The following is a 20,592-nucleotide window of genomic DNA, read 5'->3' as shown; positions in this document are numbered from 1 at the left end:
GACGGCCCCCGTTCAACCGACAGTCACAAGGGGGTGGGTGCATGTCCGGAGAGCTGGGCACTGCGGAGATCCACGCCGGCCGGGCCAACGGCACGGCCGTCGCCGAGGATCTGGTCCCGCGGCCACGGGTCGAACCGCTCCGACCGCCCGGTCCCGGCCCCGGATCCGAGACGCCGACCGCCGCCGGACTGGACACCCGGACGCTCTCCCGCTCGCTGTTCCTGCGGCTGGCCGCGCTGGACCCGGGCAGCGCCGAGCACACCTACGTCCGCGACACCCTGATCGAGCTCAACCTGCCGCTGGTCCGGTACGCCTCGGCGCGCTTCCGCAGCCGCAACGAGCCGATGGAGGACATCGTCCAGGTCGGCACGATCGGCCTGATCAAGGCGATCGACCGGTTCGACCCGGAGCGCGGGGTGGAGTTCCCCACCTTCGCGATGCCCACCGTGGTCGGTGAGATCAAGCGCTTCTTCCGGGACACCAGTTGGTCGGTCCGGGTGCCGCGGCGGCTCCAGGAACTGCGGCTGGCGCTGACCAAGGCCGGCGACGACCTCTCCCAGCGGCTGGACCGCTCCCCCACCGTCGCCGAGCTGGCGACCTGCCTGGGGGTCAGCGAGGAGGACGTGGTCGAGGGCCTCGCGGTCGGCAACGCGTACACCGCCAGTTCGCTCGACTCCAGCACCGGCGAGGAGGACAGCGACGGGCCGCTGGCCGACCGGCTCGGCTACGAGGACCTCGCGCTGGAGGGCGTCGAGTACCGGGAGTCGCTCAAGCCGCTGCTGGCCAAGCTGCCGCCGCGCGAGCGCCGGATCATCATGCTGCGGTTCTTCGGCAACCTCACCCAGTCGCAGATCGGCGAGGAGATCGGGATCTCCCAGATGCACGTCTCCCGGCTGCTCACCCGGACGCTGACCCAGCTGCGCGAGGGACTGATCAACGAGGGCTGAGCCGCCCTCCCCGGGGCCGGGCCGGATCGTCCGGCCCGGCCCCGGCGCGCGTCCGCCCCACGGGCCGGTCCGCGCGGGGCACGGGCCGGCCCGTGCGGTGCGATTCAGGCCATCGGCGAACGAGGTCGCGACAGGCCGCGGAATCCACCCCTCTGACCCCCGGTGCCGGTCCGGACCGCGGGTACCGGGCGCGCCGGGCAAACCCCCAACGGCGTCCGACCAGCGGGGTTTCCGCCGCCTTCGGTGACGCATTCCATACGCTCCGGAATCTCCCCGACTCGGTATGCTGATCGACGCCGTGAGCGCCGCCATTGCAATTTCGGACTGTCCCGTGGCACAGCGCTGCTCGATATTGCATGAACCTGCCCAGTCGGGCGGCGAGTTGTGCAAGAGTGTCATGCGCAACGGCGACAGTGCAGGTGCCCCGCCCGCCCGCTGAGCCACACCCTCGGTAGTCATCCGTAGCACTCAGCTTCCGGTTTTTCATTTTCAATTCACTATTTGCGCCACCGGTACGGTTCCGGTCACAATCAGCGCCTTCATGGCCTCGCCATGAACGTTGGTAACAGGTTCGCTGCACTCTCGCCCAATCGGTCCCTCGCACAGCTGTCCCTCGACCAGGATGGGCCCGGGCAGCCTGCTGCCCGCGAACAGCTACACGGGCAGGCGAGCGCCGAGCAGCGCGGCATCTGCCCCAAGGGGAGGATCACCATGGGTCGAGCGACCCGAAGAGTCGCCGCGTGCGCGGCGGCAGTCCTGCTGGCCAGCGGCTTGCAGACCACCCTGGCCCACGGCGACACCACGCCGCCCAGGATCGACCTCACCGTCCTGGTCGTGGACGACGGCGGCCCGTCGGTCGCGGCCATCACCGCCGAGCTGAAGAGCCAGGGCGCGCCCTACAAGGTCGTCAGCCTCAATGACCCCAACCGTCCCGTCATCAACTCGGCTTTCCTGAGCGACACGTTGAACGGCCAGCCCCGGGGGAAGTTCCAGGGCATCGTGCTGCCCAACGAAAACCCCTTCCCCAACAGTGCCGCCGAGATGACCGCGATCGCGACCTACGAGGCCGCATTCAACGTCCGCCAGATCGACGCGTACACGTGGGCCAACCCGGCGGTCGGCCTGAACTACGCCCAGAATCCCGGATTCGTGGGCACCCTCGACGGATTCCAGGGCGCCACCACGGCAGCCGGAACTTCGGGCCCGTTCGGGTACCTCAAGGGAAGCGTCCCGTTCGAGGACAACGACCCGAACGTCAGCGAGAGTTACGGCTACCTGGCCACCCCGCTCGCCAGTCTCCCGGCCGGCGCCTCGTTCGTCCCGCTGGTCGACGCCCCGATACCCAGCAGCACCGCACGCGGCTCACTGGTCGGCGAGTACACCCACGACGGCCGCAAGGAACTGGTCGTCACATTCGTCTACAACCAGTACCAGCAGCAGTACCGGCTGCTGGCCCGGGGCATGGTCGACTGGCTCACCCAGGGCGTCCACCTCGGTTACGACCGCAACTACTTCGCCACCCACGTGGACGACGTCTTCCTGGCCGACGACCGCTGGGACACGGTGCTCAAGTGCACCCCCGGCGACGTCACCTGCCCGCCCGGCACCCCGGACAGCGCCGCCCCGATCCGGATGTCCGTCGACGACGCCAACCACCTCAAGCAGTGGCAGGCCGCCAACAACTTCACCCTGGACATGGTGTTCAACGGTGGCGGCAGCGAGGACTGGAAGGCCGACCACGAGACCACCGTGGACCCGACGGCGGACCAGATGATCGCCGACCAGGCCGACTACCGGTGGGTCAACCACACCTACACCCACCCGTACCTGGGCTGCGTCCAGAACGTCACCGTGGTGCCCTGGGTCTGCTCCAAGAACGCCGCGGGCGGCACCGTCTGGGTCGACCAGGCCACCATCTCCGGCCAGATCAAGAACAACGCCGACTGGGCCACCGCGCGCGGCCTCCAGTTCGACCCGCAGACCCTGGTCACCGGCGAGCACTCCGGGCTGCTGACCGCGCCCCAGGAGACCAGCGACAACCCGAACCTGGCGCCGGCGCTGGCCGCCAACGGCATCAAGTTCACCGCCAGCGACGCGTCCCGCGAGACCGGCCAGCGGGCCGTGGGCTCGTCCACGCTGACCGTGCCGCGGTACCCGATGAACGTCTTCTACAACGCCGCCACGGCGAAGGAGGAGGCCGACGAGTACAACTGGATCTACACCAGCAAGGCCAACGGCGGCAGCGGCGTCTGCGAGAACAACGCCAACTCGACCTGCCTGCCGCAGCCGCTGGACACCACCACCGGCTACCAGTCGTACATCGTGCCGCTGGAGGCCCGGATCGACCTCGGCCACGTGCTGAACAACGACCCGCGGCCGCACTTCGTGCACCAGTCGAACCTGTCCGAGGACCGCATCCTGTACCCGGTGCTGGAGAAGATCCTCGGCACCTACCGCTCGCTGCACGCGGACAGCGCCCCGATCGTGAACCTGAGCCAGCGTGAGATCGGCCTGGAGTTCCAGCGCCGCGCGGCCTGGAACACGGCGATCGCCGCCGGCAAGGTCACCGCCTACCGGGTCGGCAACGCCGTCACCGTCAGCGCGCCGGCCGGTGTTCAGGTGCAGGCCACCATGCCGACCGGGACTGCTCAGAAGCTGGCCATCGGAACGGCCGGGTTCGGGTCGTCCTACGCCGGTACGCTCTCGGGTTGGGTGTCCCCGGGTGCGCTGCAGAGCACCGTCACCCTCCAGCTGCCGGCCGCGCCGGCCGCGCCGGCCGCCGTCGCACCGAACGTCGCCGCCAAGTCCGTCCCGGCCCCGGCGCCGGCGGACAAGAAGGTCGTGCCGCAGGGCGTCGCCACCCCGGTCCCGGTGGGCCCGGGCGACAACGCCCGCAAGCCCGCTCCGTCGCTGGTCCCCGGTAGCGGAACCCCGGTGCCCGGCAAGGGTGTCGTCGCTGGCACCATCGGTCAGGGCGGCAACGGCCACGGCGACCACGCCGCGGCCGCGAACGGCAAGGCCTCTGGGGGGACGGCCACGCCGAGCAGCGCCACCGGACGCTCCGACAACCGGTAACCGGTACCACCCGTCGGTGGGGCCGGGCCGTCGCCCGGCCCGGCCCCGCCACGGCTCCCGTTCCGCCCATCCAGGCCGGAACCGACGCAAGAACAGGAGGGGGACAGGAATGCGCGTCACCCTGCTCACCGAGGGGACGTATCCGCACCAGCACGGCGGCGTGAGCGTCTGGTGCGACCAGCTCGTCCAAGGCATGCCGGACGTCGACTTCGACGTCATCGCCGTCACCGGAACCGGCCACGAACCACTGGCCTGGGAGCTGCCCGCCAACGTACGGTCGGTCACCACCGCACCGCTCTGGGGCCCGGCCTCGGAAACCCGGCCGCCCCGCGGCGAGGAGATGCGGCGCTTCCTCACCGCGTACGAGCGCTTCCTGCACTCCGTCCTCGATCCCGTCTACACCACCCACTTCGGCACCGAGCTGTACAACTTCGCCGACCTCGCCCGCCGCGGGCTGCTCAGCCCGGCGCTGCGCAGCGAGCGCGCGCTGCGCACGCTCCAGCACGTGTGGACCCGCGACTACCTGCCGACCGCCGTCTCCCGGCCCACCCTGCACGACGCCCTGAACGCCACCGACCTGCTGGAGCACGCCCTGCGGCCGCTCTCGGTCGAGCCGCCCACGGACGGCGTCGCGCACGCGGCCAGCGGCGGACTCGCCACCCTGCCGGGGCTGATCGCCGCCCAGCAGTTTGGCGTACCGTTTCTGCTCACCGAGCACGGCATCTACCTGCGCGAGCGCTACCTCGGCTACCGCACCGGCCCGTACCGCTGGCCGGTCAAGGCACTGCTGCTCGGCTTCTACCGGATGCTCGCCGAGGAGAGCTATCGGCAGGCCGCGCTGGTCACCCCCGGCAACCGGTACAACCGGCGCTGGGAGGAGCGCGGCGGCACGCCGTCCTCGCACATCCGCACCGTCTACAACGGGGTGGACCCGGCGGCCTTCCCGCCGGCCGGCCCCGAGCCCGAGACCCCGACCCTCAGCTGGGCCGGCCGGGTCGACCCGATCAAGGACCTGGAGACGCTGATCCGGGCCTTCGCCATCGTCCAGCGCGAGATCCCCGAGGCGCGACTGCGGCTCTTCGGCGGCACGCCCAAGGGCGGCGAAGCGTACCGGGACCGCTGCATAGCCCTGGCCGCCGAGCTCGGCATAGCCGACTCGGTGGCCTTCGAGGGCCGCGTCGCCGACATCACCGACGCCTACGCGGCGGGCAACGTGGTCATGCTCTCCAGCATCAGCGAGGGCTTCCCGTTCACCCTGATCGAGGCGATGTCCTGCGGCCGCGCGACCGTCTCCACCGACGTCGGCGGCGTGCGCGAGGCCGTCGGCGACACCGGTCTGGTCGTCCCGCCGCGCGAGCCCGAGCCGATGGCGGCCGCCGCGATCGAGCTGCTGCGCGACGCCGAACGGCGCGCCCGGCTCGGCGAGGGCGCCCGGCTGCGGGTGATCGAGCAGTTCACCCTCCGCCAGAACATCGACGGGTTCCGCGGCATCTACACCGAACTCCTGGGCACCGCCCGCTGGATGCCCGGCGGCATGGTCGCCGTCACCGACCAGGTCCCCAGCCCCGACTGGGACCCGCAGCTGGCCTCCACCGCCGCCCCTGAGCCGAGCGAGGTGGGCGCGTGAGCGGTCCACTGCGGCTGGTGCCGGACGAGGCCGGTCCCGAGCACACCGTGCAGCTGCGCGCGCTGCCGCTCAAGCGCCGCCGTCCCGCCTCGCCGGAGCCGGAGCACGAGCAGCCGCTCTACCTCTCCGCGGACCCGCTGGACGAACTCGCCGAGCGGCTGCGCGATGTGTGCGCCGATGCCGTCCACCCGTACGAGATCGCGGCCTTCCTGGAGTCCGACGGTCTCTCCGACGAGCAGGCCGCCCTGCTGTACGGCCGCCCCGACGCGTTCACCGTCGCCGAGGAGCTGTTCGAGAAGGTCGAGCGCCGCTACCCGGGCCCCAGCTCCGAGTTCGCCAACCCCTGGCGGGCCGACCCCTGGCGCTGCGTGGTGCGCGGCCTGGTGTTCGCCCTGCCCGGACTCGGCTACCTGCTCGGTGCCAACCTGTTCGCGACCACCCGGATGCGCTTCGGCCTGCCCTCGGGCATGCTCGCGCTGTCCATCGCCACCCTGGTCAGCTGGGGGTTCAACCAGGCGCTGGCGCACCGCTCCTACCGCTGGCTGGGCCGGCTGCGCCGCCGCGAGGCCGCGGTCTGCCTGGCCGTCGGCGCCCCGGTCGGTGCCCTGGTCGCGGCGGCCGCCGCGTACCTGGTCGGCGGGCCGCTCGGCTCGCTCTGCTTCGCCGCCGGGCAGTCCTGCTACCTCGGCGCGGCGACCGTGCTGCTGGTGCTCGGGCGGGAGAAGTTCCTGCTGCTGGCGCTGGCCCCGGCCTCGGTCGGAGCGGGCGTGGTGCTGGCGGTGGACGTCCCCCAGGTGGTCCGTACGGTGGTGCTGCTCGCCTCGGTGCTGCTGGCGGTCGCCCTGGCCGTCCGGGAGCTGCTGGTCTGTGTCCGCGGCGGTGAGCGCGAGCCCGTCGAGCTGAAGCTGCCGGTCCGCCACGAGATCCCGCACCTGTTGTTCGGCGTGGCCTGCGGGGCGCTCACGCTGATCGCCGGCCTGGGCGGGACCATCCACCAGGCGGTGCGGACCGGCGGCCACGCCGCCCAGGAGGCCTCGACCGCGCTGACCGGCCCGGCGATGATCGCGCTGACGCTGAGTCTGGGCCTCGCCGAGTGGCTGCTCTTCCGCTACCGGGCGATGGCCGTGGCCGCACTGCGCACCAGCCACACCGGCGGCCAGTTCTCCCGCCGCACCGGTGGGATCCTGCTCGGCTGCCTGTTCATCTACCTCACCACCGTGGCCGCGCTGGACGCCGCCGCGACCGTGCTGTGGCCCGGCGCCCCCGCGCTCGGCGTCCCGCAGCTCGGCGCGATGCTGCTCCTCGGCGGCTCGCTCTGGCTGGCGCTGCTGCTGAACGCCTTCGGGTTCAGCTGGAGCACCGCCCTGATCTGCCTGGCCGCCGCGGTCGCCGAGAGCGCCGGGCTGCTGGCAGGTGCGGACCCGATCGTCCTGCAGCTGATCGGCTGCGGGGCGGCCGCCGCCGTCCTCACCGCAATCGCCGGGCCCGCGCTCGGCCGCACCACCCAGCACCGCTGAACGGCACCACCGACCGGCAACACCGCGCAGCACGCCCGGACAGCGCTGCCGGTCGGTGCTGTCGGACAGCGGACACCGCTGGACACACATCGAATATCCCGCACGCCCGAATTGGCGTGCACCGCCGTACCCGCTCCACCTGAGAACCCACCTGGCCACGGCGGCCGGCCACCACAGAGCGCCCGGCCGCCCCGGCAGATCGAGAAAGCGAACCCCGCATGAGCAGCGTCGCGGTTACCGGAGCCGAGGGCTTCATCGGCTCCCACCTCGTCGAGACCCTGGTCGCCGACGGGCACCACGTCCGCGCGATGGTCCAGTACAACTCGTTCTCGTCCTTCGGCTGGCTGGAGACCCTGTCCGAGGAGGTGCTGGACTCGGTCGAGATCATCCTCGGCGACGTCCGGGACCCGGGCTCGGTCAACGGCCTGGTCAAGGGCACCGAGGCGGTCTACCACCTGGCCGCCCTGATCGCGATCCCGTACTCCTACCGCGCCCCCCACTCGTACGTGGACACCAACGTCACCGGCACCCTGAACGTGCTGGAGGCGGTGCGTCACCTGGAGATCCCGCGCCTGGTGCACACCTCCACCAGCGAGACCTACGGCACCGCGCAGACCGTGCCGATCACCGAGGACCACCCGATCAACACCCAGTCCCCGTACGCCGCCTCCAAGGCCGGCGGGGACCGGCTGGCCGACAGCTACCACGCCAGTTTCGAGACGCCGGTCGTCACCCTGCGCCCGTTCAACACCTTCGGCCCGCGCCAGTCGATGCGCGCCGTCATCCCGACCGTGATCGCCCAGGTCGCGGCCGGCCAGACCGAGATCACCCTCGGCGACCTGCGCCCGACCCGCGACTTCACGTTCGTCAAGGACACCGCCAACGCCTTCCGCACGGTGGGCACCGCGCCCGCCGGGACGGTGGTCGGCCGGACCTTCAACGCCGGTACCGGCGGCGAGATCTCGGTCGGCGACCTGGTCACCCTGGTCGGCAAGCTGATGGGCGTGGACCTGGTGGTGAAGGAGGACGAGCAGCGCATCCGTCCGACCAACTCCGAGGTGATGCGCCTGGTCGCGGACGCCACCCGGCTGCGCGAGGCCACCGGCTGGGCCCCGAACTTCAGCCTGGAGCAGGGTCTGGAGCAGACCATCGAGTTCTTCCGCGACCCGGCCAACCTGGCCCGCTACAAGACCGACATCTACAACGTCTGACCGCCGCAAACGATCATGCTCGTCCTGGTAGTCGAGGTTCGTGTCCTGCACATCCTTTCCGTGGGGGAAACACCATGCACGCAGTGATCCTGGCCGGCGGTAAGGGCGTCCGTCTCCGCCCGTACACCACCGCGCTTCCCAAGCCGCTCGTCCCGATCGGCGACCAGCACGCGATCCTGGAGATCGTGATGCGCCAGCTCGCCGCCGCGGGCTTCCAGAGCGTCACCCTGGCCATCGGCCATCTCGGCCACATCATCCGCGCCTACGTCGGCAACGGCTCGCAGTGGGGCCTGCGGGTCGGCTACGCCGTCGAGGACAGCCCGCTCGGCACCATGGGCCCGTTGCTCACCATGCAGGACCGCCTGCCCGAGCACTTCCTGGTGATGAACGGCGACATCCTGACCGACCTGGACTTCGCCGGGGTGCTCAAGCACCACGAGGCGTCCGGGGCCCCGCTGACCATCGCCACCTACGCCCGCCAGGTCAAGATCGACTTCGGCGTGCTGACCTCCGACGAGGGCAGCATCACCGGGTTCCAGGAGAAGCCCAGCATCGACTACCGCGTGTCGATGGGCGTGTACGGCGTCTCCCGCGCGGCGCTCGCCACGTACACCCCGGGCCTGCCACTGGGCTTCGACGAGCTGGTACTGGACCTCCTGGCCGCCCGAACCCCGCCCGCCGCCTACGAGTTCGGCGGCTACTGGCTGGACATAGGCCGGCCCGACGACTACGACCGGGCGAACGCCGAGTTCTCGTCCATCCGCCCGGTCCTGATGCCCTTCGAGTCGACCGGCGCCGCGCCGGGCGTCGCGGAGCTGTCGATCCCGGCCGCCCGCACCGCCCCGGACGACGCGGTCGCCGAGCCCGCCACGGCGGGTGCCGAGACCGACGGACGGGCCGCGTGAGAATCCTGCTCCTCGGCGGCGACGGCTTCCTCGGCCGTCACGCCACCGCCGTCCTGCGGTCACTGCCCGGTGCCACCGTGCTGACCGCGGGGCGGCGGCCCGCCCACGACCTCCGGCTGGACCTGGCCACCGCCCAGGCCGGCCCGCTCGGCGACGAGCTGTCCGCGCTGGCCCCCGACGTGGTGGTCAACTTCGCCGGCGCGGTGGCCGGAAGCGCGGTCAAGCTCGCCGAGGTGAACGCCCGCGGCCCGGCGGTGCTCTGCGAGGCACTCGCCCTGGGCGCTCCCAAGTCCCGCCTGGTGCACATCGGTTCGGCCGGCGAGTACGGCGTCTGCGCGGAGGGTGACTCGCTCTCCGAGGACGCCGACGCCCGCCCGGTCGGCGTCTACGGCGCGACCAAGCTGGCCGGCTCCCTCGCGGTGGCCGGCTCGCCGCTGGACGCCGTGGTGCTCCGGGTGTTCAACCCGGTCGGCCCCGGCGCCCCGGCGGGCTCGCTGCCCGGCCGGCTGGCCGCCGAGCTGCGCCGGGTGGCGCCGGAGGGCACCGACGGCGTGGTCACGGTCGGCGACCTCTCCGCCTACCGCGACTTCGTCGACGCCCGGGACGTGGCCCGGGCGGTCGGTCTGGCCGTCACCGCCGAGCATCCGCTCCCGCGGGTGCTCAACCTGGCCTCCGGACAGGCCCGGCAGGTCCGGGCGATCGCCGAGGGGCTGGTCGCCGCGGCCGGCTTCACCGGCCGGATCGACGAGAGCGGAGCGGGCTCCGAGCGCTCGGCCGCCGTCTCCTGGCAGCAGGCCGACGTGTCGGCCGCCGCCCGGGAACTCGGCTGGCGCCCGGAGACCGAACTCGCCGACACCCTGCGCGACCTGTGGCTCGACACCCCGGCGCCCGGGTCCGCCCCGGTGGTCCCATGACCGCCGGGAACACCCCCGACGGCCGCCTGCTGGTGCCGCTGTACGTCCACCCCGCGGTGGACCCGGCGGCCTGGCGGGCGGTCGCCGCCGCCGACCCCGCCCGGATCGCCGCCGTCGTGCTCAACCTCGCCGACGGCCCGGGCGAGGCCCCGGACCACGTCTTCGCCGAGGCGGCCGACGAACTGCGCGCCGCCGGGCTGCCGCTGGTCGGTTACGCCGACACCGAATACGGCCGACGGCCGCACGCCGCCGTGGTGGCAGACATTCTGACGTATCGTCAGCGTCATGGCATCACCGGCGTCTACCTCGACCAAGTGGCCGCCCACCCGGGCGCGTTGGCACACTACCGGCGACTGGCCACGGCCGCCCGCGCGGCCGGCTGCGCCACCGTGGTGTTCGGCCACGGCGAGCACCCGGATCCCGGCTACGCCGAGGTCGGCCTGGCCGACCTGCTGGTCACCTTCGAGGGCGACTGGGACACCTACCGCACCATGACGCAGCCGCTGTGGACCGGCCGGCACTCGGCCTCCCGCTTCTGCCACCTGGTCTACGACGTCCCGGCCGAGCACGCCCAGGATGCCGCCGCCCTGATCGCCGCCCGGCGAGCCGGCGTCGGCTGCGCCGTACCAGGAGCCGGGGAGAACCCCTGGCGCACCCTGCCGTACGGCCTGAACGCCGCTGAACTGACCTGACCCGACTCGGAGTTCGACTACCGTGAACCGCCGCAACCGGCTACTACCGGCCGCCCTGGCCCTCGCCACCGCCACCGCCCTGCTGGTCAGTTCGTGCAGCAGCTCGGGATCGGAGGACGACCAGGACTCGGCCGACGGCACCCCGAGCAACTCCCCCGCGGCCACCGCGCCGAGCACCCCCGGCGCCCCCGGCACCCCCGACGCGAGCACCACCGCCCCGGGCACCCCGGCACCCGCGACCACCGCCCCCGACGCCACCGGCACCACCGGCCCGGCACCGGGCACTCCCGCCGGCAGCACGCCGCCCGCCAACCCGCCGGGCACCGGCACCCCACCGGGCAACCCCGCCCCGCCGCCGGCCGGCGCCCGCTGGCAGCCCACCCCGGGCCTGACCTGGCAGTGGCAACTCGGCGGCGGCGTGGACCAGTCGGTGGACGTCCCGGTCTACGACATCGACGGCTTCGAGAACGACGCCTCGGTGGTGGCCGCGCTGCACGCCAAGGGCCGCAAGGTGATCTGCTACATCAACGCCGGCTCCTGGGAGAACTTCCGCCCCGACTCCGCCGCCTTCGCCAAGTCCCTCCAGGGCTCGGACACCGGCTGGAAGGGCGAGAAGTGGTTCGACATCCGCAAGCTCGACCAGCTGAGGCCGCTGATGGCCACCCGCTTCGACATGTGCCGGAGCAAGGGCTTCGACGCCATCGAACCGGACACCATCGAGGCCTACAACCAGAACAGCGGTTTCCCGCTGACCCCGGACGACCAGATCAAGTACAACCGGATGCTGGCGCAGCTCGCCCACGAACGCGGCCTCGCCATCGGTCTGAAGAACGACCTGGACCAGATCCCGGCGCTGCTCCCGGACTTCGACTTCGCGGTCAACGAGGAGTGCGCACAGTTCGACGAGTGCGACCGGGTCGCACCCTTCGTCAAGGCGGGCAAGGCGGTCTTCCACGTCGAGTACAAGCTCGACACGAACCAGTTCTGCGGCAAGACCAAGTCGCTGGGCTTCAGTTCGATGCAGAAGAAGCTCGACCTGAACGCCTGGCGCAAGCCCTGCTGAGGCGTTCCACCACCGTCGCGCGGGTGACCCGGACCAGGGTCACCCGCGCGAGGGTCACTTGACCGCCAGCCAGATGACGCCGCCCAGGACGACCAGCGCGACGACGGCGACCAGCGCGATCACGCCGGTGCGGCTGCCGCTCTTGGAGCTGCCGTAGGTGGAAACGTTGCCCGGTGCCTGCGGTGCCGGGGTCTCGTCGACGAACGCCCGGAACATCTGGGTGCTGCCGGCGGAGTCGTAGTCGTTGTCAGCCATGGCACGGACTCTAACGAATCCGCCCACCTCGGGCACACCCCGGACCCCCGTCGCGCACGCCACACCACCCGCACGTGCGACATCGGCGCGACAGCCTCGTGAAGGTCGACCGGTTCGCGGAATGCCCGGCCCCGCAATCCGGTTGACTGCCCTCATGACCGGAAACCACAGCCGGGTGAGCCTCGGCACCTCCGACCTGTCCGTCTTCCCGCTCTCCCTCGGCGGCAACGTCTTCGGCTGGACAGCCGACGAACAGCAGTCCTTCGCCGTCCTGGACGGCTACGCGGCGGCGGGCGGCAACTTCGTCGACACCGCCGACGTCTACTCCTCCTGGGCCCCGGGCAACACCGGCGGCGAGTCCGAGACCGTCCTCGGCAACTGGCTGCGCAGCCGCGGCAACCGCGAGGACATCGTGATCGCCACCAAGGTCGGCATGCTCGCCGAACGCAAGGGCCTGGGCGCCGCCAACATCAAGGCCGCGGCCGAGGAGTCGCTGCGCCGCCTCGGCGTCGAGCGGATCGACCTCTACTACACCCACCGGGACGACGACACCCCGGTCGAGGAGTTCGTCACCGCGCTGGACGAGCTGGTCCGCGAGGGCAAGGTCCGGGCGGTCGCCGCCTCCAACATCTCCGCCGAGCGCCTCGCCGAGGCGCTGGCCTTCGCCGAGCGCGAGGGCCTGACGAAGTACGTCGCCGTCCAGCCGCACTACAACCTGGTCTCGCGCGGCACCTTCGAGGGCCCGCTGGCCGACGTGGTCGCGGAGCACGGCCTGGCCACCGTCCCGTACTACGCGCTGGCCTCCGGCTTCCTGACCGGCAAGTACCGCCCGGGCGCCGACGGCGTGGACAGTGCCCGCGCCGAGGGCGCCGCCCGCTACCTGGCCGATCCGCGCGGCCCCAAGGTGCTGGAGGCGCTGGACGCCGTCGCCGCCGAGCAGGAGGTGGAGCCCGCCTCCGTCGCCCTGGCCTGGCTCGCCGCCCGTCCGACGGTCGCCGCCCCGATCGCCAGTGCCCGCACCGTCGAGCAGCTCCCGCCGCTGCTGGCCGGCGCCGTCCTGGAGCTCACCCCGGCGCAGACCGCCCTGCTGGACGCGGCCTCCGCCTAGGTCCTGCCCCGCACGCGAACGGGCCCCGGCAGCGAGGTGCTGCCGGGGCCCGGTGCGTCGTCGGCGGCTACGGCCGGCCGAAGTGGGTCGGGTAGTAGCCCGAGCTGAGGGTCGAGATCCGGACGGTCGTGCCCGGCCGGGGCGCCTCCACGAACTTGCCGCCGCCCAGGTAGATCCCCACGTGGTGGATCCCCGAGGCCCGGCCGCTGTCGGACCAGAACACCAGGTCACCGCGGCGCAGCTGCCCGGAGCCGATCGGCGTGGTCGCCGCGTACTGGTCGTCGGCCACCCGCGGCAGGCTGATCCCCGCGCGCCGGTAGGCCTGCTGGACCAGCCCCGAGCAGTCGTAGCCGGACGGGCCGTTGCCGCCCCAGACGTACGGCTTGCCGAGCTGGGCGAGCGCGTAGTCGATGGCCGACTCGATGCTCCCGGAGGCCGGGCCGGGGTTCGCCGACGGACGGTTGGCGGGCTGTGCGGGGGCCTGGGCCGAGCCGCCGCCGGACCCGGTGCGGTTCGCGTACACGTCGTAGTGGCTGGTCCAGCGCCACTCGCCGCTGCCGTTCTTGAACCAGTACTTGGAGCCGTCCCAGCCCTGGCGCATCCCGGTGGAGGAGGCCGAGCCGTTGGAGACGGCCTGGGTGGAGCCGGCCGAGCCGCCGGACCCGGTGCGGTTCGCGTACACGTCGTAGTGGCTGGTCCAGCGCCACTCGCCGGAGCCGTTCTCGAACCAGTACTTGGAGCCGTCCCAGCCCTGCTTCCCGGCGTCGGCGTGCGCGGTGCCGACCCCGGCCGTCAGGCCGACGACGCCCGCACCCGCCAGCACGGTGGTGGCCAGACAGGTACTTCGCACCGCACGGTGTATTCGGCTGCCGCCGTCCCCCGCCGCGCGGGCGGTGCGCGGCCGGGCCGCGCAGTTCGGGCAGCCGCAGCCCGCGATCGCGGGGACGCTGCCGAGGCTCTCCTCGAAGCCCATCAGACCGCGGTCACCGTCGGCGCCGGTGCCGGTGTACGTGCCGGTGGCTATCCTCATGCGGGTCGTCCTTCCTTCCGCCCGGCACGGGCGGCCGGGGGCGGTACCGAGGCGGCCACTCCGGCCGGGGCGACGAAGGCGACCAGCAGCTGTTCCATCAGTGCGCTCCGGGCGGACTCGTCCAGTTCGTGCGCGGTCGCCCGCTCCAGCCGGCGGACGGCGAGCGCCGCCGCCTCGACCGCGTCGTCCACCAGCACCGTCCGCAGGCCCGCGTCGAGGTCGGCCAGCCGGCGCCGGCGCATCGACTCGGCCACCTCGGGCGCGTATTCCAGGGCCAGCGGCTGCACCGAGTAGACCTCCAGGCCGGCCGGGGCCGCCTCGGCGGCCAGCGCCCTGGTCATCTCGTCGGCGAACCACTGCCCGTCGCGCAGCGCGGGGCCGGGCGCCGCGTTGCTGTCGCAGGGCAGGGTGGACGCGGTGCGGGTGAGCACCGCCTGGACCTGCTCGCGCAGGTAGCCCTCGTGGTCCTCGATCGCCAGCAGCGCCCGCGCGGTGTCCTTGACCCGCCAGACGATCAGCAACCGGACCACGATCGGCGTACCGGTGCGGTCGACCACCTTGACCGGCTCGCTGCGCCAGTGCCGCAGCCGGACGTCCACCCGGCGGCGGCGCAGCAGCGGGTTGACCCAGACCAGGCCGGTCCGGCGGACGGTGCCCCGGTAGCGGCCCCAGCGGGTCAGCACCCGGGTCTCGCCGCCCGCGTTGGCCAGCAGCCCGGCGAGCGCCAGCACCACCAGCAGTCCGGCCGCGCCCGCCGCGGCGATCGACTTGGTGCCCGTCTCCACCCCGCCGCTCTCCTTCGCGGCGGTGCCGCGCAGGTCGGGCAGCGCGTCCCAGTGCGGGATGACACCGGTGCGCAGCAGGACCAGCAGCACGCCGGCCACGCCGATCAGCACCGCCAGCAGGGCGATCCAGCCGGGCAGCGCGGCGGCGCGCTGCTCGCGCAGCGCCTGGTCGGCGCGCGGCGGACGCCGGGAGGTGGTGGCGGTCGGCACCCCGGCCACCGTGGTTTCCAGCAGGTCGACGGTCTCCGGAGCGGCCGTCTCCAGTGGGTCGCGCGGATCCACCCACTCGCTCGGCGACGGGCTCGGGACGACGGCCAGCGGGGTGGTCGCCGGGCCGCTGTCGGTCGGACCGCCCTGGCGGAAGGTCGTGACCACCGTGGCCTTGGCCAGCGGGCTGGAACCCGAGGCGGAACGTTCCGGCGGTGCCGGGGGGAGCGCCTTGGGCAGATTGTCGGGTCGCTGCGAAGAGTCGCGGGTGACGTCCATGCACGGGTCCTCTGGGTCGGTGTGTCGCGCAACGGGCGGCCCGGATCTGACGGGCAGTGCCAGGGTCAGGCTAAGTTCATACGTCATCAAATGCGACATTTGACCGAGGTGTGTCGACATTTACTGACGAATCATTCGATGCTGACCTGACGCGCAGGCACATGAACGGATGGTCGGGACGGTTCGGCGCGGGTCAGCACCGAGGAGCACCGGCCCTGGGGGCGAGCACCCGACGGGTGGTCAGCCCCAGACCGGTGAGCACCAGCAGGGCTCCGGCGAGTCCGGCGCGCCGGTCACCCCACCCGGACCGCGCGGACGCGCCGGGCGCGGGGCGGCGGCCACTCGGGGAAACAGTCGGCTCATCCGGCCCTCCTTCGCGATCGGCTGCCGGGGCGGTGGGCGGTCAGCACGGGATCGGACGGAGAGGAATCACGATCCCGGGCCGGCCATACTGCGACACCTGCGCTTTTGACCCGGTCCCACCCGATTGGCGGTCATCCGGGTGGCAGGACGGGATGTACCCGAAACAGGCGCATTTCATCCACTGGGCGGCAATCGGCACCACCCGAACGGACGCGGGAACGGCACCCTCCGCCCCATCCGGCGGACACCGGACTCCGGGACGCGGCCAATCACCGGGTGAACCCGTTCGATTCGCGGCGACGGAGCCGACGGGACCCGTCCCGGAAATGCGAGAAACCCCCGACCGACGGCCGGGGGTTTCTCGATGGTGCGCTCAGCAGGATTCGAACCTGCAACCTCTTGATCCGTAGTCAAGTGCTCTATCCGTTGAGCTATGAGCGCAAGGAACGGGCGAACCCGATCTTGCGGTGGTTGGTGCGCTCAGCAGGATTCGAACCTGCAACCTCTTGATCCGTAGTCAAGTGCTCTATCCGTTGAGCTATGAGCGCTCGCCCTGGTGAACGTTGCCACCGGGGCGTTGCGTGGACAACATTACATGACCTGCGGCGTGGGGCGAAATCGGTTGATCCGACCCCTCCCGGCCCCCCGCCTCCGCACGGCGGAGGACCCACCGTGGACCGTTCCGCGGTGCCGGGAACGCGAAGAGCCCCCGCCGACAAGATCGTCGACGGGGGCTCCCGACTGGCGGAGGCTGAGGGATTTGAACCCTCGATCAGGAATAACCCCGAAACCGCATTAGCAGTGCGGCGCCATAGACCGGACTAGGCGAAGCCTCCCCACATGGAGCACGCCCGCGTGAGCGGACCCGTTCCGTGTGTCAGCGATGATGCCACAACCGTGGGGCTCGGCACCAACCACCGCCAACGTTACTAGGCGGGTCGTCCCCGCCGCAAAGAAGAATGAGATACTGCCGTCTCCGGAGGAGCTGCCCCGAGCCGAGGAGACCTGTCGACGTGAGCAGCAGGCCGATCCGAGGCGCTGCTCGCCTCGCCGCCATACTCGACGCCCTGCCCGACGCGTTGTTGCTGGTGAACAGCAACGGCACCGTCGTGGACGCCAACAGCGCGGCGGTCCAGGCGCTGCAGGCACCGGGCACCTCACTGGTCGGCATGGGCGTGCTGGGTCTGCTGCCCGAGTTCGACCCCAGCCGCATCCCCGGCTCGATGCGCCCGGCCACCCGCGACGGCGACGCCCCCGACCGCCCGGTCCGGATGACCGCCCACCGCACCGACGGCACCACCTTCCCGGTCGAGGTCTCCGGCAACGACTTCGCCGACGACGACGGCCGCGGCTACGCCCGCTCCCCGTACGACTCGTACCGGGAGAACTCGCCCTCCTCCTCCGACCTGCTCCTGCTGCTGGTCCGCGACCTCTCCGGCCGGCTCGGCGTCGAGGCCGAACTGCGCCGCCAGCACAAGCAGACCGAGATGATCCTGCGCGCCGCCGCCGAGGGCGTGCTCGGCGTGGACCTCGAAGGCCGCTGCGTGCTGGTCAACCCGGCCGCCGCACACATCCTGGAGTACCGGGCGAGCGAGCTGGGCGGGCGCGAGCTGCACCCGCTGATCCAGCACTCCCGGGCCGACGGCACCCCGCTGGCGCTCGAGGAGTCCGCGCTGCTGGACACCCTGACCTCCGGGCGCAAGCACCGGGTGCGCGGCACCGTGCTGTGGCGCAAGGACGGCCGGCCGGTCACCGTCGACCTCACCACCGCCCCGGTCCGGGACGGCGACCAGCTGGTCGGCGCGGTGATGACCTTCACCGACCGCAGCCGCGAACTCGCCCTGACCGCCCGCAACGAGCACCTCACCGCCGTCCTGGAGAGCGAGCTGGGCGGCGCGCTGAACGCGCTGAACCAGCGGCTCGACGCGCTCGCCGCCGACCCGGCCGGCCAGCTCTGGCCGGAGGCCAACTGGACGCTGCGCCGGCTGGCCGCCGAGTGCCGCCGGTTCGGGAAGCTGATCGACGGGGTCCTCGACCACCAGCGCAGCGAGGCCGGCGAGAGCGGCGCGGCCGAAGCCAGGGACGGCAAGGAGCCCAAGACCGGCAAGGAGGGCCCGGAGGGCAAGGACGGGCGGAAGGCCGCGTCGCGGGTGCCGGTCGGCCTGGACACGGTGGTCCGCCGGGCCGTGCAGGAAGCCGGTGAGCTGGTCGGCCCCGGCCGGGTGCGGTTCTCGGTGCACGCCGCCGCGGTCGAGGTGATCGCCGACGAGCGGCGGCTGGCCCAGGCACTGGCCCACCTGGTCGCCGACGTCAGCGGCATCGGCCTGGCGCTGGACGCCCCCGCCGCGCCCTCCCCCGGCCTGACCGTGCCCGGGCTGAACGGTGCCGCCGAGCCCGCGCTGCCGCCCGCCCCCGAGCCGCCGACCGTCGTCCTGGCCGCCGCCCAGCGCGGCGAGGTCGCCCGGGTCGAGATCCGCGGCCCCGGCGTCGGCGGCAGCCCCGTCCACCTGCCGATAGCCCACGCGGTGGTCGAGCGCCACGGCGGCGTGCTCCAGCCGCACGAGCTGCCCGGCAAGGCCGGCACCACGTACGTCGTCGAGCTGCCGCTGGACCCGGTCGCCGCGAAGGCCGCCGCCGAGCGCGCCACCGCCGAGGGGCGCTCCGACCGTCCCAAGGAGAGCGACAGCGCCGTCCTGCCCGAGCTGCCGGGCATCCCGCAACTGCCCAGCACCGGCAAGGCCGGGGCCGAGCCCGCCCCCGGCGCCGAGCAGCCCGCGCCCGAGGCCGCCGAGGCGGAGCGGGCGCCCGCCGAGGAGCCTCCCGCCGAGCGGCGCGGCCGCCGTGGCCGACCGGCCGCCGAGACCCCGGCCGCCGACACCGACGCCGACGCCTCCGGCGCTTCCGGCACTCCCGACGTCCCCGCCGATCAGTGGCCGAACGCCCCCGCCCGGGTCGAGCGGGCCGTCCCCGAGCAGTGGAACGGCACCGGCAACGACCCCGCGTACGTCCGCCAGGGCCTGGCCGGGCCGGACGGCGCCCAGAGCGACCCGTGGGGCAAGGACGACGGCCGCTCCGGCCCCGCCTACGCCGTGCCCGTCGGCGCCGACCGGGCGCAGCCGAACCGCCCCGGCGGACGTGAGCCGCTCGCCCTCGGCCCGGCCCCCGCGCCCGCCGCCGAGGACGGCACCCCGTCGGGCGGCGCCCCGACCGCCGAGGCCGCCCACGAACAGGCCCCTGGCGAGACCAAGCACCGGCGCCGCCGCGCGCTGCCCTCGGCCGAGGACTCCTCCGGTGGCTTCGCGCTGCCCGGAGCGGCCGACACCCCGGTCTACCCCGGTCTGGAGCACGCCCTGCCGGCCGGCCCCGCGCCCGCGCTGCCCGAACCGGCCGCCGCGCCGACCGGACGGCGCCGCCGGCTGGCCGTCCCGCCGGGGCCCGGCCCGGACGCGCTGGTGAACGCCCCCGGCCCGGCCGGTGGGGTCGTCGGCGCGTCCGTCGGTGGGGCCATCGGTGCGGCCGTCGGTGTGCAGGAGCCCTCCCCCGGCACCGCGCTGGCGCCCGCCCGGGCCGCGCTGCCCGCCGCCGAGCAGCCCGCCGCCCCGCGCCCGGTCGGCACCGGCCTGGGCGAACTCGCCCCGGCGCGTCCGCTCGGCCCCGCACCGGTGCCCGCCACCGCGCTGCCCGCCGCCGTGCCGCAGCCGCCCGTCCCGGTCGACGCCGGCCGGACCGCGCCGCGTCCGATGGCCGAGCTCCCCTCCGCCGAGCAGCCGCCCGCCCCGACCGGCGAACTGGTCAACACCCGCCGGCTGCTGGTCTGGCCCGAGCCCGACCCGGCCACCAAGCAGGCCCTCCAGGCGCGCGGCTACCTCCCGGTGATCGTCCGCTCCCGCGAGGAGGTCGACGCCCAGGCCCCCGGCTTCCCGGCCGCCCTCTTCGTCGACCCGCTGACCAGCCCGATCACCCGCACCGCGCTCCAGTCGCTGCGCACCGCCGCGCTCAACCGGCGGGTCCCGGTGCTGGTCACCGCCGGCCTCGGCCAGGCCACCCGGGACGCCGCGTACGGGGCCGACCCGGCCGTCCTGCTGCGCGCCCTCGCGCCGCGCGACGGCGAGCACCACGCCCCGCGGGTCCTGCTGGTCGAGGGCGACCCGGACATCGCCGCCGCCATGATCAGCAGCCTGGAGCGGCGCGGCATGCACGTCGAGCACGCGGTGGACGAGAACGACGCGGTGGCCCGGGCGAGCAGCGTGCAGCCCAACCTGGTGGTGATGGACCTGCTGCAGATCCGCCGTCGCCGGATCGGCCTGCTGGACTGGCTGCGCGCCAACGACCGGCTGCACCGCACCCCGCTGGTGGTCTACACCTCGGTGGACCTCGACCCGCGCGAGCTGCCCCGGCTGCGCACCGGCGAGACGGTGCTGTTCCTCGCCGAGCGCTCGACCAGCGAGGACGTCCAGTCCCGGATCGTCGACCTGCTCGGGCGGATCGGCGCGATGGGCGAGGCGGGCGTCGCCGCCGCGGGCTGAGCGCCGCGGCCGCCGCCGAGCACATCACGGACCGGACGTCGCGGACCGAGCACGCGAAAGGGCCGGCCGCCCCCGTTCGGAACGGGGG

Annotated in this window: 13 protein-coding genes, 3 tRNA genes and 1 pseudogene; 11 read left to right on the top strand and 6 right to left on the bottom strand. The window is 73.2% G+C overall.

The window, feature by feature from the left end; all coding sequences use genetic code 11:
- The first annotated feature begins 41 nt into the window (after positions 1–41).
- The 9 genes and pseudogenes from ACFRAR_RS21665 to ACFRAR_RS21625 all read left to right on the top strand — a co-directional run bounded on the left by ACFRAR_RS21665 (position 42) and on the right by ACFRAR_RS21625 (position 11,951).
- Positions 42–947, top strand: coding sequence for an RNA polymerase sigma factor SigF (locus ACFRAR_RS21665; protein ID WP_380699754.1), 906 nt, complete (start codon positions 42–44; stop codon positions 945–947).
- A gap of 711 nt (positions 948–1,658) precedes the next feature.
- Positions 1,659–4,022 (top strand): hypothetical protein, encoded by a 2,364-nt coding sequence (locus tag ACFRAR_RS21660; protein WP_380699753.1) that lies wholly within the window; start codon positions 1,659–1,661, stop codon positions 4,020–4,022.
- A gap of 109 nt (positions 4,023–4,131) precedes the next feature.
- On the top strand, positions 4,132–5,649 hold the full coding sequence (pelF, locus tag ACFRAR_RS21655; RefSeq protein ID WP_380699752.1) for a GT4 family glycosyltransferase PelF: 1,518 nt from the start codon (positions 4,132–4,134) through the stop codon (positions 5,647–5,649).
- Positions 5,646–7,166 carry a hypothetical protein gene (locus tag ACFRAR_RS21650; protein WP_380699751.1) on the top strand — a complete coding sequence of 507 codons (1,521 nt, stop codon included), beginning with the start codon at positions 5,646–5,648 and terminating at the stop codon, positions 7,164–7,166. The genes pelF and ACFRAR_RS21650 overlap by 4 nt, the downstream gene beginning before the upstream one ends.
- A gap of 218 nt (positions 7,167–7,384) precedes the next feature.
- On the top strand, positions 7,385–8,377 hold the full coding sequence (locus ACFRAR_RS21645) for an SDR family NAD(P)-dependent oxidoreductase (RefSeq protein ID WP_380699750.1): 993 nt from the start codon (positions 7,385–7,387) through the stop codon (positions 8,375–8,377).
- A 74-nt stretch (positions 8,378–8,451) separates the two neighbouring features.
- Positions 8,452–9,153: pseudogene (locus tag ACFRAR_RS21640) on the top strand (NDP-sugar synthase); the annotation flags it as partial.
- Positions 9,154–9,278: 125 nt separating this feature from the next.
- On the top strand, positions 9,279–10,196 hold the full coding sequence (locus ACFRAR_RS21635) for an NAD-dependent epimerase/dehydratase family protein (protein WP_380699749.1): 918 nt from the start codon (positions 9,279–9,281) through the stop codon (positions 10,194–10,196).
- Positions 10,193–10,888, top strand: coding sequence for a spherulation-specific family 4 protein (locus ACFRAR_RS21630; RefSeq protein WP_380699748.1), 696 nt, complete (start codon positions 10,193–10,195; stop codon positions 10,886–10,888). The genes ACFRAR_RS21635 and ACFRAR_RS21630 overlap by 4 nt, the downstream gene beginning before the upstream one ends.
- 22 nt (positions 10,889–10,910) lie before the next feature.
- A complete protein-coding gene (locus ACFRAR_RS21625) occupies positions 10,911–11,951 on the top strand; it encodes an endo alpha-1,4 polygalactosaminidase (protein WP_380699747.1) in 1,041 nt (346 codons plus the stop codon).
- Between the two features lie 54 nt (positions 11,952–12,005).
- On the opposite strand, the gene ACFRAR_RS21620 is transcribed toward ACFRAR_RS21625, so the two are convergent.
- The gene (locus tag ACFRAR_RS21620) at positions 12,006–12,206 is read right to left on the bottom strand and encodes a hypothetical protein (RefSeq protein WP_380699746.1); all 201 of its coding nucleotides are present in this window, start codon (positions 12,204–12,206) and stop codon (positions 12,006–12,008) included.
- A 154-nt stretch (positions 12,207–12,360) separates the two neighbouring features.
- Between ACFRAR_RS21620 and ACFRAR_RS21615 the strand changes: the two genes are divergently transcribed.
- Positions 12,361–13,314, top strand: coding sequence for an aldo/keto reductase (locus tag ACFRAR_RS21615; protein WP_380699745.1), 954 nt, complete (start codon positions 12,361–12,363; stop codon positions 13,312–13,314).
- Positions 13,315–13,381: 67 nt separating this feature from the next.
- Here ACFRAR_RS21615 and ACFRAR_RS21610 read toward each other — a convergent pair whose 3' ends face one another.
- The 5 genes from ACFRAR_RS21610 to ACFRAR_RS21590 form a co-directional block, all read right to left on the bottom strand.
- Positions 13,382–14,344, bottom strand: a complete 963-nt coding sequence (locus tag ACFRAR_RS21610) for a C40 family peptidase (protein ID WP_380699744.1) — start codon at positions 14,342–14,344, stop codon at positions 13,382–13,384.
- The gene (locus tag ACFRAR_RS21605) at positions 14,341–15,615 is read right to left on the bottom strand and encodes an SPFH domain-containing protein (protein WP_380699743.1); all 1,275 of its coding nucleotides are present in this window, start codon (positions 15,613–15,615) and stop codon (positions 14,341–14,343) included. Before ACFRAR_RS21605 ends, ACFRAR_RS21610 begins: the two co-directional genes overlap by 4 nt.
- Before the next feature lie 728 nt (positions 15,616–16,343).
- Positions 16,344–16,419, bottom strand: a tRNA-Arg gene (locus ACFRAR_RS21600).
- A gap of 31 nt (positions 16,420–16,450) precedes the next feature.
- Positions 16,451–16,526 (bottom strand) — tRNA-Arg (locus ACFRAR_RS21595).
- 194 nt (positions 16,527–16,720) lie between these two features.
- Positions 16,721–16,814, bottom strand: a tRNA-Ser gene (locus ACFRAR_RS21590).
- 177 nt (positions 16,815–16,991) lie between these two features.
- Between ACFRAR_RS21590 and ACFRAR_RS21585 the strand changes: the two genes are divergently transcribed.
- Complete coding sequence (locus ACFRAR_RS21585) at positions 16,992–20,504, top strand: PAS domain-containing protein (RefSeq protein ID WP_380699741.1); 3,513 nt, start codon at positions 16,992–16,994, stop codon at positions 20,502–20,504.
- Positions 20,505–20,592: the final 88 nt, after the last annotated feature.

Origin of the sequence: Kitasatospora sp. NPDC056651, assembly GCF_042792155.1 — a bacterium.
Taxonomy (GTDB): Bacteria; Actinomycetota; Actinomycetes; order Streptomycetales; family Streptomycetaceae; genus Kitasatospora.
This window is presented reverse-complemented; position numbering and strand designations above follow the sequence as displayed.